This window comes from Psychrobacter sp. NG27 (genome assembly GCF_016106655.1).
GTDB lineage: Bacteria > Pseudomonadota > Gammaproteobacteria > Pseudomonadales > Moraxellaceae > Psychrobacter.
Genome location: NZ_JADGIN010000002.1, coordinates 583,539 through 608,051, shown reverse-complemented (window position 1 = coordinate 608,051; position 24,513 = coordinate 583,539). Strand labels below are relative to the sequence as shown.

19 protein-coding genes are annotated in these 24,513 nt (G+C 44.3%); 8 read left to right on the top strand and 11 right to left on the bottom strand.

What is annotated here, in order from left to right:
- Nucleotides 1-24 precede the first annotated feature (24 nt).
- Nucleotides 25-1,065: an aldo/keto reductase gene (locus tag IP485_RS05955; RefSeq protein ID WP_198326426.1), complete on the top strand. Its 1,041-nt coding sequence runs from the start codon at nucleotides 25-27 to the stop codon at nucleotides 1,063-1,065.
- Between the two features lie 121 nt (nucleotides 1,066-1,186).
- On the opposite strand, the gene IP485_RS05950 is transcribed toward IP485_RS05955, so the two are convergent.
- On the bottom strand, nucleotides 1,187-1,987 hold the full coding sequence (locus tag IP485_RS05950; protein WP_198326425.1) for a lysophospholipid acyltransferase family protein: 801 nt from the start codon (nucleotides 1,985-1,987) through the stop codon (nucleotides 1,187-1,189).
- Between the two features lie 306 nt (nucleotides 1,988-2,293).
- Between IP485_RS05950 and hflX the strand changes: the two genes are divergently transcribed.
- The 4 genes from hflX to IP485_RS05930 all read left to right on the top strand — a co-directional run bounded on the left by hflX (nucleotide 2,294) and on the right by IP485_RS05930 (nucleotide 6,417).
- The gene (gene hflX, locus IP485_RS05945; protein WP_198326424.1) at nucleotides 2,294-3,721 is read left to right on the top strand and encodes a ribosome rescue GTPase HflX; all 1,428 of its coding nucleotides are present in this window, start codon (nucleotides 2,294-2,296) and stop codon (nucleotides 3,719-3,721) included.
- Nucleotides 3,722-4,071: 350 nt separating this feature from the next.
- Complete coding sequence (locus IP485_RS05940) at nucleotides 4,072-4,521, top strand: CidA/LrgA family protein (protein WP_198326423.1); 450 nt, start codon at nucleotides 4,072-4,074, stop codon at nucleotides 4,519-4,521.
- Between the two features lie 16 nt (nucleotides 4,522-4,537).
- On the top strand, nucleotides 4,538-5,227 hold the full coding sequence (locus IP485_RS05935) for an LrgB family protein (RefSeq protein ID WP_198326422.1): 690 nt from the start codon (nucleotides 4,538-4,540) through the stop codon (nucleotides 5,225-5,227).
- 389 nt (nucleotides 5,228-5,616) lie between these two features.
- Nucleotides 5,617-6,417 (top strand): lytic transglycosylase domain-containing protein, encoded by an 801-nt coding sequence (locus tag IP485_RS05930; protein WP_198326421.1) that lies wholly within the window; start codon nucleotides 5,617-5,619, stop codon nucleotides 6,415-6,417.
- A 215-nt stretch (nucleotides 6,418-6,632) separates the two neighbouring features.
- On the opposite strand, the gene tsf is transcribed toward IP485_RS05930, so the two are convergent.
- From tsf to IP485_RS05880, 10 genes are all read right to left on the bottom strand, one after another.
- Complete coding sequence (gene tsf / locus IP485_RS05925; protein ID WP_198326420.1) at nucleotides 6,633-7,514, bottom strand: translation elongation factor Ts; 882 nt, start codon at nucleotides 7,512-7,514, stop codon at nucleotides 6,633-6,635.
- A gap of 313 nt (nucleotides 7,515-7,827) precedes the next feature.
- Nucleotides 7,828-8,622, bottom strand: a complete 795-nt coding sequence (gene rpsB, locus IP485_RS05920) for a 30S ribosomal protein S2 (RefSeq protein WP_194363697.1) — start codon at nucleotides 8,620-8,622, stop codon at nucleotides 7,828-7,830.
- Nucleotides 8,623-9,031: 409 nt separating this feature from the next.
- A complete protein-coding gene (locus tag IP485_RS05915; protein WP_198326419.1) occupies nucleotides 9,032-9,481 on the bottom strand; it encodes a chemotaxis protein CheX in 450 nt (149 codons plus the stop codon).
- Between the two features lie 41 nt (nucleotides 9,482-9,522).
- Nucleotides 9,523-9,972 (bottom strand): chemotaxis protein CheX, encoded by a 450-nt coding sequence (locus tag IP485_RS05910; RefSeq protein WP_198326418.1) that lies wholly within the window; start codon nucleotides 9,970-9,972, stop codon nucleotides 9,523-9,525.
- A 30-nt stretch (nucleotides 9,973-10,002) separates the two neighbouring features.
- On the bottom strand, nucleotides 10,003-10,365 hold the full coding sequence (locus tag IP485_RS05905; protein WP_194363694.1) for a response regulator: 363 nt from the start codon (nucleotides 10,363-10,365) through the stop codon (nucleotides 10,003-10,005).
- A 62-nt stretch (nucleotides 10,366-10,427) separates the two neighbouring features.
- A complete protein-coding gene (locus tag IP485_RS05900; protein ID WP_198326417.1) occupies nucleotides 10,428-12,623 on the bottom strand; it encodes an ATP-binding protein in 2,196 nt (731 codons plus the stop codon).
- 12 nt (nucleotides 12,624-12,635) lie between these two features.
- Complete coding sequence (locus IP485_RS05895) at nucleotides 12,636-13,505, bottom strand: transporter substrate-binding domain-containing protein (RefSeq protein ID WP_198326416.1); 870 nt, start codon at nucleotides 13,503-13,505, stop codon at nucleotides 12,636-12,638.
- A gap of 530 nt (nucleotides 13,506-14,035) precedes the next feature.
- A complete protein-coding gene (locus tag IP485_RS05890) occupies nucleotides 14,036-15,295 on the bottom strand; it encodes a multidrug effflux MFS transporter (protein WP_198326415.1) in 1,260 nt (419 codons plus the stop codon).
- Between the two features lie 382 nt (nucleotides 15,296-15,677).
- Nucleotides 15,678-16,490 carry a crotonase/enoyl-CoA hydratase family protein gene (locus IP485_RS05885; RefSeq protein WP_198326414.1) on the bottom strand — a complete coding sequence of 271 codons (813 nt, stop codon included), beginning with the start codon at nucleotides 16,488-16,490 and terminating at the stop codon, nucleotides 15,678-15,680.
- Nucleotides 16,491-16,798: 308 nt separating this feature from the next.
- Nucleotides 16,799-20,320, bottom strand: coding sequence for an ATP-binding protein (locus IP485_RS05880; protein WP_198326413.1), 3,522 nt, complete (start codon nucleotides 20,318-20,320; stop codon nucleotides 16,799-16,801).
- A gap of 505 nt (nucleotides 20,321-20,825) precedes the next feature.
- On the opposite strand from IP485_RS05880, the gene cysM reads away from it, so the two are divergent.
- The 3 genes from cysM (at nucleotide 20,826) to rlmD (ending at nucleotide 24,417) form a co-directional block, all read left to right on the top strand.
- Entirely contained in the window at nucleotides 20,826-21,785 is a 960-nt protein-coding gene (gene cysM, locus IP485_RS05875; RefSeq protein WP_198326412.1) for a cysteine synthase CysM, read from the top strand.
- A 198-nt stretch (nucleotides 21,786-21,983) separates the two neighbouring features.
- On the top strand, nucleotides 21,984-22,808 hold the full coding sequence (locus IP485_RS05870; protein ID WP_198326411.1) for a 3'-5' exonuclease: 825 nt from the start codon (nucleotides 21,984-21,986) through the stop codon (nucleotides 22,806-22,808).
- 67 nt (nucleotides 22,809-22,875) lie between these two features.
- Nucleotides 22,876-24,417 (top strand): 23S rRNA (uracil(1939)-C(5))-methyltransferase RlmD, encoded by a 1,542-nt coding sequence (gene rlmD, locus IP485_RS05865; RefSeq protein ID WP_198326410.1) that lies wholly within the window; start codon nucleotides 22,876-22,878, stop codon nucleotides 24,415-24,417.
- Nucleotides 24,418-24,513 lie beyond the last annotated feature (96 nt).

Here is a 24,513-nt window from a genome sequence, read left to right as displayed (position 1 = left end):
AACACCGTTAAAAAGGAGACTAGCATGCAATACAATATGCTGCCGCAGCTCGATGAAAAAGTATCTAAAATCTGCCTCGGTACGATGACATGGGGACAGCAAAACACGGAAGCTCAAGCACATGAGCAAATGGACATGGCACTCTCTGAGGGTGTGAACTTTTGGGATACCGCCGAGATGTACCCCTCACCGCCAGATAAAGACAAACAAGGCGATACCGAGCGCTTTATGGGTACATGGTTTAACAAGACCAAGCAGCGTGACAAAGTCATTCTGGCCAGTAAAATCTCACCGATGGACTTTTTGCGTGATGGGCAAACGCGCTTCAACGCTGAGCACATCAGTGGTGCCATTGATGACAATCTAAAGCGTCTACAGACCGATTATATCGATATCTATCAGCTGCATTGGCCTGAGCGTCAGACCAACTTTTTTAGTCAGCTTGGTTATACTGAAGAGATGGCATCACAACCGCTAGAGGATTTGACCCCATTTTTAGAGACCATTCAAGCACTGAATGATGAGATTAAAAAAGGTCGTATCCGGTCTTATGGTCTATCGAACGATACTGCTTGGGGACTGATGCGCTACCTCTGGGAGGCGGATAAAAATGGCTTAATACCACCTGTTACTGTGCAAAACCCTTACAGTTTGCTGAACCGTTTATATGAGATCAATATGGCAGAGATTGCTCATCGTGAGAATGTTGGCTTACTCGCCTATTCTCCGCTCGGCTTCGGTGTACTGTCTGGTAAATATCTGGATGGCAAGCGTCCAACTGGCGCGCGCCTAACGATGTACGATCGCTTTGCCCGCTATACCAATGAAGAGGCCATATCAGCCACGGAACAATATGCCGAAATAGCCGCTGATACAGGGCTAGACATGGCGCAGATGTCACTAGCATTCGTCAACTCTCGTCACTTTGTCGCCAGTAATATCATAGGTGCGACGACGCTCGAGCAGCTCAAATCAAACATTGATAGTGTCAATGTAGTACTGACAGCAGATGTATTAGAAGCTATTGAGGCGGTGCATACACAGCATCCCAATCCATCGCCATAATCCAACTTTGACTAGGGCGTGTTGCATCAAACACGCTTTATGAAAACTCTCCATAATAAAAGGGCGCAAATCGAATCGATTTGCGCCCTTTTATTATCTACACTAGCTCAACTATAAATAATCAATTGCCAGCTGGAACGGTTAGTACTCTTGAATGCAGCTCAGTCAATCCCTCTTGCATACGTGCTTGCAATAGATTGGTCAGCTCACTCTTATTCCGACCCTCTGGGTCTATCGGCACGAGTGGCAATACGTAAGCTGTGACATTCTTGCTATCGAGCACTTTTTTCATGCTGTCCTTCATCGTCATCTTGCCATAGTATGGCAGTGCATCGCTTAGTGTACCGTCTTTATTGACATAAGCGATGACAATTGGCCTGATAGGTACATCAGCATTGATGGCGGCTTGGAGCAGTGTGCCATGAATCCGCTTCACTTTCTGACCACTGGTAGTCGTCGCTTCAGGGAAGAAGATAATCGAAAAGCCTTTGGCTAAAAAGTCAGCAATCTGTGCAGATACTGAACTTGCATCACCAGAGCCACGCTCGATAAACAGTGTCCCTGCCGCCTGGGCAAGTTTGCCAAATACAGGCCACTCACCAATCTCAGCCTTGGACAAAAAGAATGCTGGACTCACCGTGCCAACGACAGGAATGTCCATCCATGACACATGATTTGATACCCATAGGCCATGAAACTGTTCTACAGGCTCCACTTCTACCACCTTTACTCCAAAAGAGCCTGCCATTTTACGGCAAAACGTCTGGATATAGCGTGGTAGCGTTTCGCGTGGTGGCTGTTTAAATGCCCCGATACGCTTTGCTGCGCGTATACCGCCGACCATGGTCGTGGTCATACCAGCCACTTGCCTGCCGCGGCTTAACTGTCGTCTGAGTGAAAAGCTTGATCTAGCGTGGCTCATCTTCGCCCTCATGATTAAATATCAGATGTTTAATTATTAAAAAACGAGCCCAGTATAACAAAGTTCTGTGACTCAGTGATAGCTTGTTCACTCAGTGCGTGTTTAGTTTTATACAAATGAGTAATAAAGCAGATTTATAAAAACTTATCGGCAGCAAACGCTGTAACATAAAACCATCGCTAATTGTGCTCATACCCTTTAATATCAAGTGATAAGACCTTATATATACAATCAGATGAACGCTATGTCAAAGTATACTGAACTGATAATAGCGATATATTTACTTTATTAAATAGGTGATACTCTTTGGATTATTTTGAAAGACATGAAGGTGGCGAACGCGCCATTATTGTACATTTAGACATTCGCCACATTCAGGATCCTGATGATCTTGGCGAGTTTGAACTACTAGCAGACTCAGCCGGTGCCGATCGCTTGGCACTGGTCACAGGGTCACGTGCACGCCCTGATGCTAGATATTTCGTTGGTAGTGGCAAAGCAGAAGAAATCGCAGAATTGGTGCGTGAGCATGATGCGGATATCGTACTGTTTAACCACAACTTATCACCCTCACAAGAGCGTAACATCGAAGCGCTAGTGAAGTGCCGAGTACTGGATCGTACCGGTTTGATTTTGGATATTTTTGCCCAGCGTGCCCGTACTTACGAAGGTAAGCTACAAGTAGAGCTGGCACAGCTTAACCATTTATCAACGCGCCTGGTTCGTGGTTGGACGCATTTAGAACGTCAAAAAGGCGGTATCGGTCTACGTGGACCCGGTGAGACCCAGCTTGAGACGGATCGTCGCTTGTTACAAGTGCGCGTTATGCAGCTCAAAAGTAGAATTGAGAAAGTCAGACAGACCCGTGCGCAAGGTAGAGCCCGCCGCCAAAAGTCAGACGTACCGACCATCTCACTTGTCGGTTACACCAATGCCGGTAAATCAACTTTGTTCAATCGCTTGGTCGATGAAAATATCTATGCCGCTGACAAACTGTTTGCAACCCTTGACCCGACGCTTCGCCGCTTAGATTGGCAAGGTGTGGGACGAGTCGTTTTGGTTGATACGGTAGGTTTTGTCCGTCATTTGCCACATGAATTGGTCGAATCTTTCCATGCCACATTAGAAGAGACGCTAGAGGCAGACTTATTATTACATGTTATCGATTCTTCTAGTGAAGACATGCATGAGCAAATTCAAGCGGTCAAAGATGTATTGGCTGAAATTGATAACGATGTGCCAGTCCTCAACGTCTATAACAAGATTGATTTGACTGACGAGCCTGCACGTATTGGCTATGCCAGTGAAGGTCAACCCAACCGCGTCTATGTGTCTTCTAGAGAGAACGTAGGCATGGAAGCGTTATCATTAGCCGTGCAGCAGTTGCTAACTGGTACCTTGACCACCTTTGATTTGACGCTACCCTACCATGCAGGCCAATTAAAAAATACTTTGTATGAGCTTGGTGTTATTCAAGAAGAAAGCTATGACGACAGCGGTCATGAATGCTTAACGATTCGCTTGCCAAGCGACAGACTCAGACAGCTACTTGGTCAAGCCGATCTAAAGCCTGCGGACGTGTTGCCGCTTGCTCAAGCTACTCTACTGATGCCTGTACTTGAAGAGTTCGAACAGCCTGACGAAGACGAAGAACTAACCATGACAGCAGAAGAAGAAAAAGCATTTGACGAATTCGATGCGATGAATGCTGATGTGCTTGATTCAGAAAAATAAAAACGGCTATCAATAATTGCTTATCACATACGGTTAAGCAGTTATTTGAATAAACTAATTTAGGTAAGTAATGCCGGTACAGATAGACGATATCCATTGATATCGTCTATTTTTTTGGATGTGAATTGTCATTCTGACGTTTTCACCCTCTATAGGGTTTATTAGTTGACCCACTCGCTATATAATCGGCTGTGATACATTGAACAAATATTGGCTGATAGCGTTGAGCCTTCTGTGATTGATTAGTACTATCAGCATCCATAGCACTATATCCTACACAATATTTATGGTGATACAACCACCCCATCTATTAAACTCAACTCTCCATACTTGACTTGGCAAAACGATTTATGAAGCCTACTCACTCTTCTCATATCCCATTATGGCTTGCCATTATCATGACGCTAGCCATGATTATCTTCGTTCGCGAATCAGCGGTTGTTGTGTGCCAAATAATAGGCATTGAAAAAGCCGCCAATATCGTTGGTCTAGTAGCCATGTTTATTATTTTGATGACGTGGCGACTCCTAAAAGGTTTGCCTAGCTGGGTCACCCAAGCCAGCAATACCTTGCTAGTCGATAGTGGCTTTGCTTTTTTGCCAGTATCTGCTGGCGCAGGTTTATTGTTATTTGCGCTAGGCGATGAGCTATGGGGTGTGATGGCAACGATGCTCATTAGCACGCTGATACCACTATGGGGTCTTGCGATACTGGCCAACCGCTGGTTGAATCATAATACAAGTACCGATACCGCAGCTACCCATAGTGTGGGTACGCATAATACAAAGGAGCAGCCTTAAGCTGCGGAGATAAGTCATGGTTTTTGATAGCGTATTAATGGCTACCCTTGCAGCAATACTATTGACCTTATCGGCACATGTCATCGCACGTGTATTGGCGCGTAAGCTGTCGTGGTTACCGATGGTCATTACGGCACTTGTTTTGGTTCTTGCCTTTTTGTTTGTTTTGCGATGGGATTACAACGATTACTACCGTGCAGCAAAACCTGTATTTGATCATTTGTTGGGATACGTCACGGTACTATTGGCAGTACCGCTCGCAGCGATGAACTTTAAGGGATTACCGGTCAAAAAGCTCACGCTGATTGTCACCATTGCCAGTGTGGTTGGTGCATTATTACCGATGTCATTGGCGTATTTATTTTCACTCAGCCACGACACCATACTGGCATTTGCCACTCGCTCTGTCACCACACCGATTGGTCTTAGTGTGGCAGACTTGATAAAAGCACCTTTAGCCATGGCCAATCTCATTATCATCGTCTCAGGTCTGATTGGTGGTGCTTTAGCTCGCTTTTTGTTCCGAGGTATCGATGATGATCGTGCCAAAGGTCTAGCACTTGGACTGGCAGCTCACGCATTCGGTACAGTAGAGGCATGGCAGATTAGCCATACGGCTGGACGATATGCAGCATTTGGACTGGCGGTTAATGGCTTAGTGACGGCTATCTGGGTGCCGATCTTTATCAGTGCGCTAGTTGCATAAGTTGTGGTTCTATTTGACACAGCTTGGCAAAGATTTAGCACCCTTTAATCCATTCAAAACCTAATGCTCAGATTGAAGACATACGCTAATAGGCATAATGTATCGACCGTTTGAAACAATATAGTATGTTGATTTATTTAACAAAAATAATCAGCGTTTACTCGTTATCTTATTAATCTGATACGGCACAAAGTTATTATATGTTATAGTAAGCAACTATTATTTTTTGTATCTATTGCAAGCGGTTTATTGTCAGATGAGATAATTGCTAAGCCACTTTACTCGCGATTGTCTATAAATCATATGCGTCTAGTGACCGCCTAAGCGCATAAAACAACGCGTTTGTAGGCAAAATAATTTGCTATTATTCGATAAAAAGTGATAACACTATGATGAATACTGCTACTTTGATGGCTCGCTGCTTATCCCCTATTTTATTAAGTGCCATTGCCCTCACCGCTTTCTCTGCAGCTCATGCAGGCAATATGTATATCTACAAAGACAAGGGTGGACAAGTACTACTGACCAATGTCAATCCTAGTGGAAATTTTGATAAGTTTACCAAAAAAGTAAAAGTGACTTATTATAAAGACTCTAAGATGTATGATGGCAGCAGTGACAGCTATGGCAGCAGCGCTGCTAGTAACAGTGGTAGCCGAAATGCTTATGACAGCTATATTCGTGCATCGGCTGAACGTCACGGTGTGGATCCTGGGCTAATGAAAGCGATGATGCATACAGAGTCTGCATTCAATCCAAATGCACGCTCACCTGTCGGCGCACAAGGTCTTATGCAGTTAATGCCAGCCACTGCTCGCCGCTTCAATGTGAGCAACCCTTGGAATCCTGCTGATAATATCGAAGGCTCAGCCAAATATATCGCTTGGCTGATGCGCCGTTTTGACAATAAAGTTGAGTATGCTGTTGCAGGCTATAATGCAGGCGAAGGTAACGTCGATAAGTACGGTGGTATCCCGCCATTTAAAGAAACTCGTAACTATGTTCAAAAAGTCATGAGTCGCTATCACAGCTTGTATAAGAATGATTCAGGACTGTCCGGCGCTAGCATGAATGCCAGTAACCAAACCGCAAGCAACAATAATGGTGCTATGCAGAATGTCAGCTACGGTACGAGTAGTAATGTCAATAGTGCGAGCTACTCCAACTCTGCTTACGATGCGCTGCGCTAAGTCGAACTTGGCTTAGGTTTAATTACACCAATTAATCCCTACACTAAATTCAATAACTAATCGCTCATCTAAAAACCAGACACAAAAAAGCCCGCTAAGAGATTAACGGGCTTTTTTATGTCTGAAAACTCTATATCGCTTTACAACTGCAATGATAAAGCCAAACTATGCGAATTACATAAACCCGCACAGCCTTTTTCTAGACAATTCAATACTTACTTGTTAGCAGCCTGAGTAGCAGCAACTTCAGCAGCGAAGTCTTCTTGCTTTTTCTCAATGCCTTCACCAACTTCTAAACGTTTGAAACCTAGTACTTTTACGCCTTCAGCTTTTAGTACGTCACCAACTTTCTTTTCGTTGTCCATAACGTATGGCTGACGCAATAAAGTAACTTCTTCTAGATACTTACGTAGGCCACCTTCGATCATTTTTTCAACGATGTTATCAGGCTTGCCAGACTCACGAGCTTTTGCTTCGATGATGTCTTTTTCACGCGCTAATAAATCAGCAGCAACGTCTTCGTCATCTACTGCAACAGGGTTGAATGCAGCGATGTGCATCGCAAGGTTTTTACCAGTTTCAGCACTGCCACCTTCGAAAGAAACCACTACACCGATACGTAGACCATGACGGTATGCAGCGATGTTTGCGCCTTCAAGTACTTCAACACGGCGGATCTGAATGTTTTCACCGATTTTTTGTACCAAAGATACACGAGCTTCTTCGATGCTTTGGCCGTTACCATATGGTAATTCAGCGATAGCAGCAACATTAGTCTCGTTGTTTTCTAGAGCGATGTTAGCCACTTGCTCTGCAAAGGCACCAAAGTTTTCATCTTTTGCAACAAAGTCAGTCTGACAGTTAACTTCTAACAAGAATGCTTTGTTTTCGCCTTGAGCGATGATGATAGCGCCATCAGCTGCGATGTTACCCGCTTTCTTAGCTGCTTTAGCTTGACCAGATTTACGTAGATTATCAATGGCAGTTTCAACATCACCGTTTGATTCTTCTAACGCTTTTTTACATTCCATCATGCCAAGACCAGTACGGTCGCGCAATTCTTTTACCATTTTGGCAGATACTTTTACTTCTGACATAAGAGTCACCTTAGTATTGTTATGTGTTGAGGTACTTAACTTTTGCTAGTTTCTGATTGGCCGGCTGCTGCCAGATATTGCTTTTCTGTGATAGTGGCGCTCATTATGGCATTTCATAACAGGCATTATCTATAAGGAGAAAAGCATAGACGATAATACTCGCCCGCTAACGAGCTATCTAACAACAATAAGGCATGACGAGTAAAACTACATCATGCCTATTGCGAGCTTATATGCTGTTAGACATTATATGGATACTGATAGAGTTACTATCAAGGCACCCTTACAACATTAAACATTTTATGTCAGCCACTTATTCTGCTGGAGTTGCTGCTTCTTCTGCTTGCGCTTCAGCTGGTGCTTCTTCAGTAGTAGCCGCTTGCTCAGCTTTGCCGCCAGCTTGAGTTTGTGCGTATTCTTTACCAGCGATGATCGCATCAGCCATAGAAGTTACATACAAAGTCACAGCACGGATAGCATCATCATTAGCTGGGATGATGTAATCAACGTTGTCTGGGCTAGAGTTAGTATCAACGATACCGATAACTGGGATACCCAAGTTTTTGGCTTCTTTGATAGCGATGGCTTCGTGATCTACGTCAACTACGAAGATTGCGTCAGGTAGGCCGCCCATGTCTTTGATACCGCCTAGTGAACGCTCAAGTTTTTCCATATCGCGAGTACGCTCTAACGCTTCACGCTTGGTTAGCTTAGCGAAAGTACCGTCTTCTGCTTGCTTCTCAAGCTCTTTTAGACGGTTGATTGACTGGCGTAGTGTTTTCCAGTTAGTCAACATACCACCTAACCAGCGATGGTCAACGTAAGGCATGCCAGCGCGTGCTGCTTGCTCACGGATGATGCCGCTTGCAGCGCGTTTAGTACCAACAAACAATACTTTGTTTTTCTTAGCAGCTAGGCCATTTACGTAAGTCAATGCTTCGTTGAACGACTTTACAGTATGCTCTAAGTTGATGATATGGATCTTGTTACGTGCACCAAAAATATAAGGACCCATTTTTGGGTTCCAAAAACGTGTTTGGTGACCAAAGTGAGCGCCGGCTTGTAGTAAGTCGCGCATTTCGATTTTGGTTGGATTCTTTGTAGCCATGTGAAAATATCCTATTGGTTGGGTTATGCCTCCACATCACAAAAACAGCCTATCTAGCAACACGCATTTGCTATCAGTCAATCGCTACTCATAGAGCACGGACTGCGCGCAAATTAATCAAGTTGCCAGACACCCAGCCATTTTTTGCCATGATGTGTGTGTCATTGGTTGGTTTAAAAAAGAAGCTATGATCAGATTTCAGAAATATTCTCAAACCTAAACTATAACGCAAATTATAAAATAGCTGCGCCGTATTTTATCACATAACTTACTGTAACCTCCAGCAGTTTATTAGCAGCATATCAATAAGATAAAAACAAAACATAGCCCTATTAAAATAAAAAAAGCGACACAGTTGCATCGCTTTTTTGGTTATTGCTTTGGCTTTATATCAATGCCCTACATTCAGCTATGCAATACAAATCCCAATCACAGCCTTATAGCCATGCCATGTAAATGGGGTGATATAGCTTTGGCGGTCTTTTGGCAAATATGACACGCTTGGCGCACTTTCTACGATATGCGGCGGTGAGATAATAAACTCTGAGCCAAACTCTGTACGCGCATTACCAGAGATAGTGTTGGCCATTTCACCAAGCAAGTCTTTCATCATAGTGATGGAAGAGTCAGGCTCACCCATCACTTTTATCACCTCTCGCAACATCGCGCTTGGTGCACTGACGTAGACGCATCCTTCGATTGGCCCTGATATCTTGATCACGCCACTATAGTCATACCCAATAGCGCTTTTATTGTCATTCAAATAAGGGGTGTCAAGAGCCACTTTTGAGCCATCGATTTGTGCAAAAAACGCATTGATCGAGCTTAAAAACACACCCAGTTTTTCTACTTTAACCATAATATATTAATATCCATCTGTATTACGTGGCAGCAGTGTCATTAATCCTGCAAGCAAACCACAATCTCGCCAACTTGCGAGTTCCAAGTGATGGGAATGATAAAAGAGCGCTCATCGTTCGGCAGCACAATACTTTGCGGTGCACCTTTGAACACAAATGGCACAGAAATATGAAACTCTGAACCAAACTCTTTGCGGGCATTTCCTGCGATTGTATTGGCCACTTCACCAGCCAAATCTATATAGTTTTCATCGCTTTTGTCCGTTTCACCCATGCTGTCCAATATAGAGGATAGCAGCTGACGAGTGGCCGAAAAATACACCACGCCCTTTTGTCCTCCAGATATACCGATGACGCCCGTATAATCATGGACTTTTGGCTGCTTGTTCTCTAACAAGTAAGGGGTGTCAGCAACAAGCTCTTCTCCACCAAACTGGTCAAAATAATTACTGATGATGCTCAAAAAAATCTGTAGCTTTTGTTCTTTCATAATAACATCTGCTTTAGTCGATGAATGGTATTAGTCTTGCATCAGCTCATACAAAGACTCTACAAGCTCCTCTTCTGAAAAAGGCTTGCACAAAAATCCGCTGGCACCCAGTGACAGGGCTTCAATACCAGTGGCTTTGTCAGACAATGCTGATACCACTAAAATACGGACTTCTGGGTCGATAGCAATGATTTTTTCAATACACTCCAGTCCATCCATTTGTGGCATGGTCAAATCCATCGTGATCACATTGGGACGATGAACATTGAATTTTTCAATGGCCTGAACGCCGCTGGTCGCTGTCGCAACCAGCATAAACTGCCCTGAATCGTAGGCGCGCTGAATACGGTTTCTAATAATATTTGAATCATCAACAATCATTAACTTATGCATAACTTACCTATTACCTTTAATGAAGTGCTTGTCGTCCCTGACAATATATTTACTGTTTTTAATTAAGCTTTAGGCAATGTGATCATAAACCGCGTCATCTGACCCAGTTCACTATTGACGTTAAGCTTGCCACCATACTCTTTTACTTGAGCCTTGATAATATCAAGACCAACGCCGCGCCCACCATCTTCATCTGCGTGCTCTTTGGTTGAGAACCCAGAAGAAAATAGCTGCTTGAGTAAATCACCTTGACTGAGCTGGCTGGCCTCTTCTGTACTGAAACGACCTTCTTTGCTGAGCTTATTGCGGATGCTGTCATAGTCAATACCTTGACCATCATCTTGCACAATCAGCATGATATCTGAGCCGTTTTCTTGCACTTCTAGATCTATCGTACCAGTGTCAGCTTTACCAGCCGCTTGACGGACACTTGGCGTCTCAACACCATGTACCACCGCATTACGCAGTAGCTGGATACTGATGTCTTTGATTGGTTTTGCCAAATGTGCTGGAATATTTGCCTGTGTCAGCGTCTTGCTGTTTAGCTGTACTTGCTTGCCTTGTCTTGCAGCAATCTCGTGTGCAAACTCATTATAAAAAGACAAGGCATCATCGTCAGCTTCATTATCCAAGTCGATATCTAAACCACCATCAGTATTGAAACCACCCATTGACGTCTGTTTTGGCTGAGTACTCAAAGTGGCTGGTTTTTCATTCGTTGAGACAGGCGCTACTGCTGCCTTGCTCGCTGCTGGCGCTGATCGGTTGATACGCTCACCCAACGTCGCAATCGTGTTCGATAAGCTAAGCAAATCATCCAAATGTACCGCTAATGGCAAGAAATCATTACCAGAGAGCTGGCCTTGGTTTTGTAAGGCATGTAGCTTGTCTTCTGCATCTGAGGCAATTTTTGTGAAGCTGTGCAGTTTCAGCGCAGATGCCTCGCCTTTTAAGCTATGCATTTCACGATAGATGGCTTTTAGCTTACCCTCAAGCTCGTACTGCGAGCTGCCAGGATTTTTCAGAATGTTGTTCATTTTTTCGATGTGCGCTTGCGTATTATCAATAAACTCGTTAATAATCTTTGGATTTACATTCAAGATCGTGGTGAGCATCTCAATCTGCATGTCGTTTTGCGAACGCTCTTTCTCTAGACGCTGTTCTAAGTAGACAGCATCTGACACATCGTTGACGTTGACCAAAATACGGGCAATGTCTTTGTTGTCATAGACACGTGAAAATTTGAAATCCAAGAAGCGATTATCAAGATTTTTGTTGTCAGAGATATTGTGTAGCATGACTTTGTTGAGTGGGTTAAGCGAGTCCACCAGTTTTTCTTTGACGCGTGGGTTATAGAGCTGTTCAATAAACTGCTGTGTGGTTTTGAGGTCTTTATCAGAGATACGGCCACGCAACACGTTGGTAAAGTTCTCCCCTGCCAGCCTGTCAGAGCCTATGATATTGTTCAGAGCGCGAGAATGCTGTTGACCAATATTTAGGTCTTTATCAAGTAGAAATAGACCGGTGTTTACCGTTTCCATAATCTCTTGGGTTTCTTGACGAGCCGCCAACGCTTCTGCATCCGTCTCACGCAGACGACGCACAAAGAAGAATACGAAGATTAGGAAGTAGGTAAAGATTGCAATAACACCCAGTACCTGAATCAGACGAATGGTGGTCGCTTGGCGTTCTGCACTATTAAATACATCTTTTGTCAGACTATCTAAAGAATCGTTAATAAACAAACTTGATGTTTTAGCCTGCTCAACTGCTTGAGTCAATTCATCAGCAGAAGGCACCATGACGTTATCAGCATCTTTTAAGTATGCTTGAATTTTGGGCTCTAGCGCTTTCCATTGCTCATTGGCAGCAGCAATGTTGGTTTGTGCATTGCTATCAATTTTTGGTAAATCGTAGCTATTACCTTCTTCATCTGTGATCGTGCCACCTTGCTCAATCGCTGCAATAGAGGTGGTAATCAACGTGGTGTTTTGCTCTAAACGACTCAATGCTCGTTGTATGTGGGGAGACTTAGTATCCTCACCATAACTGCTGTCCAAGTCGAAAAGATCTTTAATTACCGCCTGTGCACTATTCGCAACTTGGTTGGTTTGGTCAATTAAAGCTGTGTTTCTTTCTAATAAGTTTGATGTATAAAACGTGAACGCCAGCAAAGCACCGATTAGAGATAAAAATAGTGCAATTGAAATAATCAGACCTTGATAGCGCTTATTGTCGACATTAGGTACGGTTGCCATCTTCAGAATTCCTTAGTTCACTTGCTTAGTATTAGTATCAGAATCACTCTTTTCAGCAGACTCTGCTGCGCCCAACCAACGATTCTCAATCTCTTTAAACGTTCCTTTTTGTTTAAGCTTTGCAATACCTTTATCTACTTTACTAATTAAGTCATTATTGCCTTTCGCCATCAGAATAACCTGCTGGGCTGACGGGTTATCTTCACCCTCATAAGCAACGATAGTGACGTCATACTCTGGATGGTTTTTTGCCGTAAACTGTAGAATAGGTAAATCATGCAAAATGACATCGACCTTGTCCTGCATCAAATCTTCAAATAATAGATAAGCAGTACTTCGAGTCGTCAGTTCGCTATATTTACCCATCGCTCTGAGCTGGTCCTCTTGCTTTGAGCCTTCCATTGCCGCAACATGCATGCCTTGCAAATCATCTAAGCGATTGATTTTCAAGTCAGCATTCTTGTACATAATTGAGGATGGATTAAAGAAATAAGGAGTAGAAAGACCATATCTGACGGCTCGGTCATCTTTGTAAGAGATACCTGAGATTGCTAGATCACGTCCACCAGACTCTACTGTATCAAACATGTCCTGCCAAGTTTCCTTGTAGAACTCGACTTTGAAACCTTGTTCTTCACCGATCGCACGGATTGAATCAATATCAATACCTTGCATATTGCCATAATCATCTTGAAACGAGAACGGTGGCATCGTACCTGTTGTAGCCACCTTTATGGTTGGCGCCGAAGCAGGCAGTTTGCTCACAAAGCTATCTGTGTTTTCCGTTACTGTTGCGCTTGCATTTTCTTGAGTAGAAGAGTTGCCACAGCCCAATAGGCCAACACTCAATAGAATTGGTAACGCTCGATATAACTGCATCATAATCTATCCTTGAAACCTAACGTTGTTTTACATCTTAGTGAATGACAATCTAGCAATATTAAGTAATGTCTATACATATCTGCTTACAGAAAGTTACGTAGATAATACTTACCTAATTTTGTGATTGCAACACCAATGCAAGCTATTATTTACAAGGGTTTATATGCAATATCATGCATATAAACTGTCAGCATTTACTTCTGTCAGAAAACCTTCGTTTTATAATAAAAATAGATTTCTTGCTCTGTTTCATTAATTAAAACTAAGGCGTGTTCTTTTTTCGAAAATGATAATAAAACTGAGATAAATTGAAACCAAGCAAGCAATGAATGAACTAGGCAAAACGACACCGATACTATTGGGACATTAGCAAATTATTTGATGGAATTTGGCAAAGATTTAGTATTTTTAGCCCATTCAAAATGTCATGCTCACATTGAGGACACGCCCTAATAGACAAAAAAAGCACCCACATGTACAAGACATATGAATGCTTTTTCACACCATTTAACGGTGGTAAAACCTATTGTTTAATCTGCATCGTCTAAATTGAGGTTACGATCTATCTTCCAAATCAAAAAAGAACCCAAACTCATAAGAGAAAACATCGCAATACCTACTTTGAGTACTGGATTGACTGGAAATAGATTCAGTAATAACCCACCGAAAATACCAACGGAAAACATCAGCGAACCTTGCAGCGCACTGGCCATACCAGCACGGCGTTTTTGAAAGGCGAGCGCAATGGCCGAGGCATTAGGCTGAGTGAGACCAAGCCCTGCAATACAAAAGAAAATACAAGCGAGTACCAGTGGCAGCCAAGCATCAGTACCTAACAGTAAGCCTATGACAAATAGCACCCCTGCCGACACAACCTGCATCATCGCGCCGAAACGTAAAATACTCAATATACGAAAGCGGTTGGTGAGCCACTGGTTCAATTGGGTCAAGCCCACAAACCCTGCCGCGTTCATACCAAACAGCCAAGCAAAATGGGTCGCCGAAACACCATACGTGTCCATGATTAGCTCAGAAGCCGAGCTGATATAAACAAACATCGCACCCATCAGTAACCCGCCCCCAATCGCTGGGTAGTTGAAAGTGGGGTCTTTGAGTAATTCCCAATACTGGCTGAGCACTTCTCTGGCTGGGCGTACTGTGCGATTTTCTTCAGTGAGTGTCTCAAAAAAGAAGAACTTGGTGAGTAATAAATTTAACGCACCAAACGCTGCTAAGAACCAAAATATAGAATGCCAATCAAAAAACTGTAGAAACAATGCACCAAGTGACGGCGCTAATATAGGGGCTAGGCCCATCACCAAAATCATAATGGAGAATGCTTTTGCCGTTTGTTTGGCAGTCAGGCGATCTCGAATCGCGGCACGGGTAACCACTGAGCCCACACAAGCACCTAACGCTTGCATCGTTCGCCCTGCAAACAAGACATACTCATTGTTGGTGGTGGCACAGAGAATTGAGGCAATGACATATAGCGTCATACCTATATATAGCGGTTTAACACGGCCAACACGGTCACTAAAGGGGCCATAGAAAAGCTGACCAAATACCAAACCCAAAAAATACGCTGGTACAGAGTTGGCCATAAAGGCAGTCGACACCCCAAAGTCATCTGCCATTGATGGCAATGCTGGCAGATACATATCAATAGACAATGGCCCTACTGCCACTATAAGCCCAAGCATCATAATCCATGCGATAGGCAAGTCAGCAGAACGTACTCGTTCAGAGGCAAGCGGTGTGTTTGAGTGAGGGGGTTTTAGGGCAGACATAGTAAGGCCGTTTTTTATAGTGATTATTTTATTGTTTAAACGTCATTGTACTAGGCTCTCAACATAAAGAGCGCCTATCCGCTATAAATAAGCCAATATATATTCAGGCTCATGTGCAGGCACTCATATACAGAAAGTAAAATTTTAACGACAATAGTGCATTCTTACGCGCAGCGATGCAAGTAAGAATGCTATATCGTGCTCTTCGCTTACATTTCAATAGCGAAATAACGTCTATAAAACATCCTCTAACCATTCAAAACGATCGTGGCAATACATCAAAATATGTCTGTAGCTATTGAGCTTGAACTTACTCAGTGTACTTACTAAGCCAAGCTTCTTTAGTCGCAGTCACTTGGCCAAACGTGATCACAAAAACCTGTTAGCGAAACTGACGTTTACCAAATGTGGTACTTGCTTGTTTGGCTTTTCTGAGGGCAAGTTTGCGATTATGACCAATCATCATCTTTAGCTGCCATACTTTTTCTTTGTATAGTGTGGTGGCAGGTTGCTCAAACATCGCGTTGATCACTCGTTTACTTGCCAGCACCGCATCAGGGGAGCGCTCTGCAAACTCAGCGGCAAGCTCAAGTGCCTTTTCAAGTGGCGTCTCACTGCAATGACTGATTAGACCCAAATTCTTACCTTCATTAGCATCGATCACACGGGCGCTCATGGCAAGCTCTTTTAGAATATCCTCTCGTACAACACCAAATGCCGATTGGGTCAGTCCCATATCAGGTACCAAGCCCCACTTAGCCTCCATAATAGACAACTGGCAGTCAGGATGGCTGATACGCACATCACAGGCCAAAGCCAATTGCAGCCCTGCACCAATACAATAGCCCTCTAGCACAGCGATGACGGGGACTGGCAGATCACGCCATACCAAACAGACACGTTGAAAAGCACTTTGACTAGGCTTAATCAGCTCCCAAAACGCATAGGCACGGTTTTTAGGATGGTTTAGATCACTCAAGTCAATGCCAGCGCAAAACGTCTCTTCTGCCCCATTTAAAATCACCGCCCGTATTGTTTTGTCTTTGCGGATGCGACCTGCCACTGCAATCAGCTCATTGATAACCTGAAAGCTCATGGCATTTTTTTTGTGTGGACGATTTATGGTGACCGTTAGTATGTTACTGGTGATACTAACTTGTAATGTCTCATACTGGTAACTTGCAATCGCGTTCATAACAATCCTTATTCATGAATAAAATAGATATAGCCCTCATACGCATAATATTAGCAGGCTTACCCCTATTCCGCCGTAGCAATAACTGACTGCTCTAGTCAGCGAACTGCTAAACCGCTACGGCGTTATCCTTCTTAGATGTACTATTTGTAGTCGGTTGCCTTGTACCCATTTTAGATTTCTTTGACTATAGGGTACGATAGACAACGTCTAATGTCGCATACACAAAATAGTCATCTAAAGAACGTTATCCAAATACCTCATGACTTTTTATATTACCGCCAGACAGCTATAAACCCTGTCATCCGTTAAATCATTTTCCACGTCATATCGTTTTCACTCAAACGATGATAATTAAGCTGAGAGTAAGAAGACAAATCCACGGCTTGCAAATTATTGAGTGCAGCTATCAGCGCCTCATAATAGGGTTCAATCATCGCAAACTGTACAGGTGTCGTATGCTGCACATTTAACAAGCACTTATCTTCTAGATCCTGACTGGCTTGGCGAAGCTGCGGCACCCCTGTATAGCGACTACCACCTAAGATACGGTGGGCTATTTGCGCCAACATATGACGGTCACCCGCCTCCCATGCTTGGGTGAGTGCCTGCTTCTCGTCATCAATTGTGTCGAGCATCATGGTAATCAATTTGGCAGCCAGTTCAGGCTTGTTCGCTGAGCGAGTCAGCGCATCTTGCCAATCTAAAATGTCAGAGGTGTCACTTTTACTGATATTGTCTTTACCTTGATCATTATTGACTTGCTCATATGCTTGTGAGTGAGTCGCATCGTCTCTATTGTCGCTTGCGCGAGCACTATCTGTTGGCTGCTTATGTAGACGCAGACTCTCATAGCGCGGCTGGGTCTCACGCGTCGTTTCTCGTCTGTAATCTTCACGAGGCTGGCTATCGCGCAAATAATCGTCACGGATTTTTTTCAATGATAGTGGACGGGTAATTTTGGTCTCATCTGACATATGAGAGGCCCGATGATGACCGCTGTTATTCCCTACTAGGACAGGATAACTGGCAGGTTTTTGACCGGATGACTTAGCTGTATCACTAGTGCTTGAGTCATTTTTTAATCCAGCAATGTCTTGCGAACCTATATCTTGCCCATCAGCATTATGTGACGCCGTACTTTGTAGATTAGCATTTTGTAGATCAGAGCCTTGTAGGCCATAACCTTGCAAATCACTGTTTGGTAAACTGGCATCAGACAATGTGGCCAGTGGCGACGTGGTGCTCTTGCGCCCTAGCCATTTTTGTAGCACTTGTAATAACTGCGGTTGGCTAATGGGTTTACCCACATAGTCGTTGATACCGCTAGCAATCAGCTTGTCACGTTCATCTGCCAACCCATGTGCGGTCAGAGCGATGATAGGGATATGGCTATCGGCAGTCTCAATGTTTCGGATTTGCTTGGCAGCCTCGTGACCCGACATACGCGGCATCTGAATGTCCATAAAGATCAGATCGATGCTGTTTTTATCTTGAGTAGCTAGCTTGTCGTCCGTACTGGCCTCTTCTGCATAAATCGTGTGGTTTGGTTTTTTATTCAGCTCATCACGTGCTTCGGCTTTAGACAACTGTGTCTTATTCGAGAGACTTTGCGTGTCATTTTTTGCAGGTTTGATATTTTTGGTTTGCTGCTTACTGATGATCTCTATCGCATCGAACCCACTGCTCGCGGTGATAACATGGATGCCAAGCTCGCTCAATAACGCATCGAGTACCAGTAGATTGGGCAGATGATCATCGACTGCCAGTACGGTCACCCCTTTCCAGCGCGGTTCTTGAATATTTTTGGGTTTGTTGCGGTTTTGGGTGTCGAGCATCGCGTAGAGTTGTCTTTTGTCTAGTGGCTCATACAATATGTTGGCATGATAACGGTTCAGTAGTGCTTGGTCAGCGGCTACTTGATAGCCAAACACCGCAAGCTTGCCTTGATAATGCAGACGAATCTGTTTGAGTAACGCCATCATATCGTCTTGAGTGTCATCATCCACAATGACCCAATCCCAATAGTTGCCGTACTCTTTTAGGGATTCAAGCACACCTGGTAACGAGTTAGCTTGCGTCAGCTTAATCGGCAAATATTGCAGACTGGCCTTGAGTACTTGTATTGAAGCGGTATGGTTGATCCATACCAAGACATTGAACTCATCTGTGTCACTTGCAAGTGGTGCTAAGACTGGTAGCTCAATCGTTTGACCCGTCGCAGCCTCTAGCACATCGACATGGGCTGGCATACGGAACCAAAACGTTGCACCTTGATTGGCGATATTTTCTTGAGCATTGTCATGAAACCCAATATCGCCGCCCATCAAGCGTATTAACTGCTTAGAGATTACCAGTCCCAGTCCCGTGCCACCGTATTGGCGTGTGATGGAAGGATCACCTTGGCTAAAACTCTGAAACAGCATTTTTTGATCGGCAAGAGAGATCCCTTTGCCACTATCCTGCACGCTAATCATCAGATGGTTGTCGCGGTGGTCGTCCAAACTGACACGTACCACCACATCGCCGCTATCGGTGAACTTTATCGCATTGCCCACGATATTGGTCAATACTTGCTTGAGGCGCAGCGCATCGCCATTGATACGCATGGGCACATCGTTGTAAAACAGCACCGCCATACGCAGACCTTTCTCAGAGGACACAGGCGAGAGCATATCAACCACATCATAAATGGTGTCATACAGATCGAACTCATGGCGATCTAGTACCAACTTGCCAGCCTCAATCTTAGAAAAATCTAACACATCGTTCACCAAAGCGAGCAAATGCGCAGAGGATTTGCGAATGGTCTGTACATACAAGTCTTGTTCGGGGTTGAGCTCACCATGACGCGCCAGCAAATTAATAAAACCATCAATACTGTTCAGCGGTGTGCGTAGCTCATGACTGATATTCGCCAAAAATGCTGACTTGGCTTGGCTGGTTGAGATTGCCGCATCACGCGCATTTCGAATAGAGATATTCTGCATCTCCATCTCATCAAATGCCAAACGCAGATCATCTTCCGTTTGTTCGGCATGGTCTTTGAGCTCCTGAAAACTCCGATGCAAACGGCGCAGCGTCCTGACCAAATCTTGTTGTAGCAAGTTAAGCTCACCATCCGACTCTACGGGCACAGGCTGGTATAGATTATCGACATGGGTACGCTGCAACTGCAAACGCAGCTCATAGATCGGGGCGATCCAACGTTTTGAGTAGATATTGAGGCTGAGCAATAAGATTAAGATGGTAAACAAACCTGTAATCACCAATGCCATCGCGATACGATAGCGGGCAATATACAGAGGCTCGTTGTCCATATCGACCAATAGCCATAGAGTCTCACCTTCAAATTCGCCAAGCACACTGCCATATGCGGTGCCCACAGGCGTTGGCTTCTGTGACAAAAACTGCTTTGAGTCACTGATTAAAGGCCACTCTTCATTGAGCCCATACCCTACTGTTGCCAGCACTTGATTGCTTTCATTGATGATAGCGATACGCTGTACATGCTGCTCAGACTGCATACGCCCAAGCTTGTCTTGAATACCCGTCAGCGTTGTCATCGCCGCTTGCGGCATGTTGCCGATATTACTTCCTGTTTGCTGTTGCTCTTGTTCTAATAGTTCAGGAATCAGTGCAGCAATGGCGGGTGTATAACGAATCAGCACCGCCTCAGCAAGCACCTCCTGCTCTGAATCGCTCGCACGCATGGTCTCATGAAATACTAGAATACCACCGACCGCGGCCAGTACACAGATAGGCAAAAACACCAGTATTATCAACTGACCATAAGCACTACTGGTATCAAAACGTTTTTTATATGCCATGCGAGCGTTACTCTCTACTAAGGGTGGTGCCGTGGATGTTGAGCATTGTTATCAGACGTCATTCAAAACTATCGAATGTGATGCAAAACTGACTGGGTATCTCATCGTATTTTGATGCTCTCAATGTACAGTACATGATGTATGGCGTGCAATGTGCAATTGTCTTAACAGTATCCTAGCCAGCCTATCTATCAGACATCAGCAAATATAGTGACCATTCATCCTTGATGCGATAAGCGCAGCTGACAACAAAATGATATAATGACGCAACTTTTTATTTGCCACCATAAATCACTCATAATCATACCATCATGACATATGAGAGGGTGTTATAGCGCCTATATGTTTTGCGTCACTTATCACCATAAACCAATATACAAAGTGGCTGACTCAAATTATGATCAAACAATAAAAACCGTGATCAGCCTCAATGCTTCACTTAAATATCGTCACTTGAATACTGCCACTTAAAAAGAGTCTCTCTAAAAATAGATAAGGATACCTTATGTCTGCTACGGCCACGTCAAATGCCAACTTCATCACACAGACTACCACCCTCGCCGACTGTGTTGGTCAAACGCCGCTGGTCAGACTGCAGCGTCTACCTGAGCAAGAGCGCATCGAAAACGGTGCAATGCTACTCGCCAAGCTTGAAGGTAACAACCCAGCAGGTTCTGTAAAAGATCGCCCTGCCTTTAACATGATCTACCAAGCAGAACAGCGCGGTGATATCAAGCCTGGCGATATGCTTATTGAGGCCACCAGTGGCAATACAGGTATTGCGCTAGCGATGGTCGCGGCGATGCGCGGCTATCCTATCACGCTATTGATGCCAACCAATTCGACTCAAGAACGCAAAGATGCCATGATTGCCTATGGTGCGACGTTGATCGAAGTGGACGAGGGCATGGAAGCGGCTCGTGATTTGGCATTACAGATGCAAGCGGACGGCAAAGGAGTGGTATTGGATCAGTTCAATAACCCTGATAATAGCCAAGCACATTATCTAACCACAGGGCCTGAACTATGGGCTCAAACTGGTGGTAAAATCACCCATTTTATTAGCTCAATGGGTACGACAGGCACTATTACAGGTGTCTCTCGTTACTTGAAAGAGCAAAACGCAGCGGTCAAAATTATCGGTCTACAGCCTGATGAAGAGGCTTCTATCGCTGGTATCCGCCGCTGGCCTGCCGCTTATATGCCGGGTATATATGATGCAGATTTAATCGATGAAGTGATGGATATCGATCAGCGTATTGCTGAAGTTTATATGCGTAAACTGGCCAAAACAGAAGGTATCTTTGCAGGTGTGTCTTCAGGTGCAGCCGCATGGGCAGCGACCCAAGTGGCCAAAAACAACCCCAATGCCGTCATCGCTTTTATTGTTTGCGATCGCGGCGATCGTTATTTGTCGACAGGTTTATACAATGTCGATGATAGCGCAGATAATACAGCGCTGTAACTTTATAAAGGGTGGTTTTATCAGCAACTTTATAAAACGGCCCTCTATAAAAGCCATTTATCACAAGTATAGTTGAGTTCAAATAAGTTCGATACAAGGAAGCTGAGTGCAAGCTATACATTAGTATGGTTAGCGAGGATGACGATGTAGCGGATTTATATGGATTTGAATATAGCTTATAAATAGTCAGGATTATCTATGTCACAAGCCTTACCCTCTGATCCTATATTGGTCTTTGATATTGAGACGGTTGCCGATGTCGATGCGGCGCGCCGTATCTATCCGCAACTGGCTGAGCTCAATGATGCAGATGCCCTAAGCGCGCTGACAGCTATACGCACGCAAGAGGCAGGACATGATTTTATGCGCTTGCCGCTACAGCGTATTGTCTGTATCTCTGCCTTATATATAAAAGATGGTAAGCTGTCCATATTTTCGTTGACTGCCGATAAGCTCAGTGAACAAGAAATGCTTGCCAAGTTTTTTCGGGCGTTTAATGATACCAAAACCCTGCCGCAGCTGATTAGCTGGAATGGTTCAGGCTTTGACATTCCTGTGCTGATATATCGTGCGATGCAATATGATTTATCAGCGCCATGGCTGTTTGAGGAAGGCGAACGTATCAAAAACATGCGTTTTGACAACTATGTCAACCGCTTCCACACGCGCCACCTTGACCTGATGGATCGGTTTAGCCAGTATGGTGCTAGCCGCCGCGAAGCCATGGATATTGTCGCAAGTTTATACGGATTACCGGGTAAAACAGACATTGATGGCAGTATGGTTGGCGCACTGGTCGATCATGATGATTGGCAGACACTATCCATATACTGCGAATCTAATGTCATGAATACTTGGCTTATTTATCTGCGCTGGTTACGTTTGACAGGACAGCTATCCTCACAGGACTTTGAAGCGTGGCAGCAGCAGAGCCTTGACTATCTTGCTACCTACATTCAAGTAGACAACGTACCGCGTCATAAAGCATTTATCGCTGACTGGTCATCGGCACCCAAATTGTAAAACAGCACTATTGGTCATCTTTATCCCCTATTTTTAGTTATTTATCATTTATTATTGAGGCAGGTTTATGCAACCCACTGATTCAAACACAGCGACAGTATCTGATGCGACGTCACCCGCCAACGATAGCCAAACTATCATTGTTCCACCAAGTAAGAAAAAATCTAAGCCTTCATCAAAAACACGTCGTCGTCTAAAAGATGCAGAACCGATTCCTTTTACCATTGAGAGATTGTCGCATGATGGTCGCGGTGTTGCCATCTATGGCAATGGCTTTGGGGTTGACGATGGTCATGCTGAAGACAAGCATGGCAAAACAACCTTTGTCAGTTTTGCGCTGCCAGGTGAAAGCGCATTGGTCAAAATAACCAATAGCCGTGCCAGTTTTGAGGAAGGCGATGCGATCAGCATCACTGCCAACCCAAATCCTGAACGTACTGTACCGCCCTGCCCTCATTTTGGCGTTTGTGGTGGCTGTAACTTGCAGCATTGGCAGCCAGACAGTCAAATCAACTTTAAACAATCTGTATTGGCCGAAATGCTGATTCATCAAGCCAATGTCGAGCCTGACAACTGGCTTGCCCCTGTGATTGGTGATCGACTCGGCTATCGTACTAAGGCGCGCTTGGGCGTGCGCTATGTCGTCAAAAAAGAAACCGCGCTGGTTGGCTTTCGTGAGCGCTCAAGTAACTTTTTGGCAGAGCTAAATGAGTGCCATATCCTAGACCCGCGTATTGGTTTTGAGATTGAAAACCTAAAAATGCTCATCAGCACATTAGAGAGCCGTGACAAAATTGCCCAGCTTGAGCTGGCAATGGGCGAGCAAATGCCTGAGCTACCTGATGGCAATCAGCCGGTTGCTCTGATCGTGCGTAACTTGGAGCCGCTATCAGATGCTGACATAGATAAGTTAAAAGTATTTTTTGCCGCGCGCAATTGGCAGCTGTATCTGCAGTCTAAAGGCGTCGATAGCATCCAACGTATTGCCTTGACGGATGCTGATGATTTGAGCGAGCAATTTGGTCGTCTTTATTATCAACTGCCAGAATATGATCTGACCTTTGAGTTTATCCCTACGGATTTTACCCAAGTCAATCTATCGGTCAACCGTCAGATGACTAAGCTGGCTTGTGACTTGCTGGACCTAAAAGCAGGCGAGCGAGTACTGGATCTATTCAGCGGTCTAGGCAACTTTAGCTTACCACTCGCCCGTTTGGTTGGCGAGACCGGTTCAGTGATTGGCGTCGAAGGCAGTGAAGCGATGACTGAGCGTGCCGCTACCAACGCGCGTCGCAATGGCATCAACAACACTGAGTTTTATAGCCAAGATTTGACGCAGGACTGTACTGACAAGCCATGGGCCAATCAGGGTTTTGATGCATTATTGATTGATCCACCGCGTTCGGGCGCTTGGGACATCATGCAGTATTTACCAAAATTCAATGCTGAGCGCATCGTTTATGTCTCTTGTAATCCAGCAACCCTCGCACGTGATACCAAAGCCCTGTTAGAGCAAGGCTATCGTCTGACGCATGCTGGCGTAATGGACATGTTCTGCCACACAGGTCATGTCGAATCTATCGCTCGCTTTGAAAAAGTAGCGGTTTAATATGGACTGTTATCGCTTGACTGATATGAATTGATTTTGGCTTAAGTAGTGTTGGTTAGATTGCTATAAAGGTGTCAGAATAGCCATCTTTATATT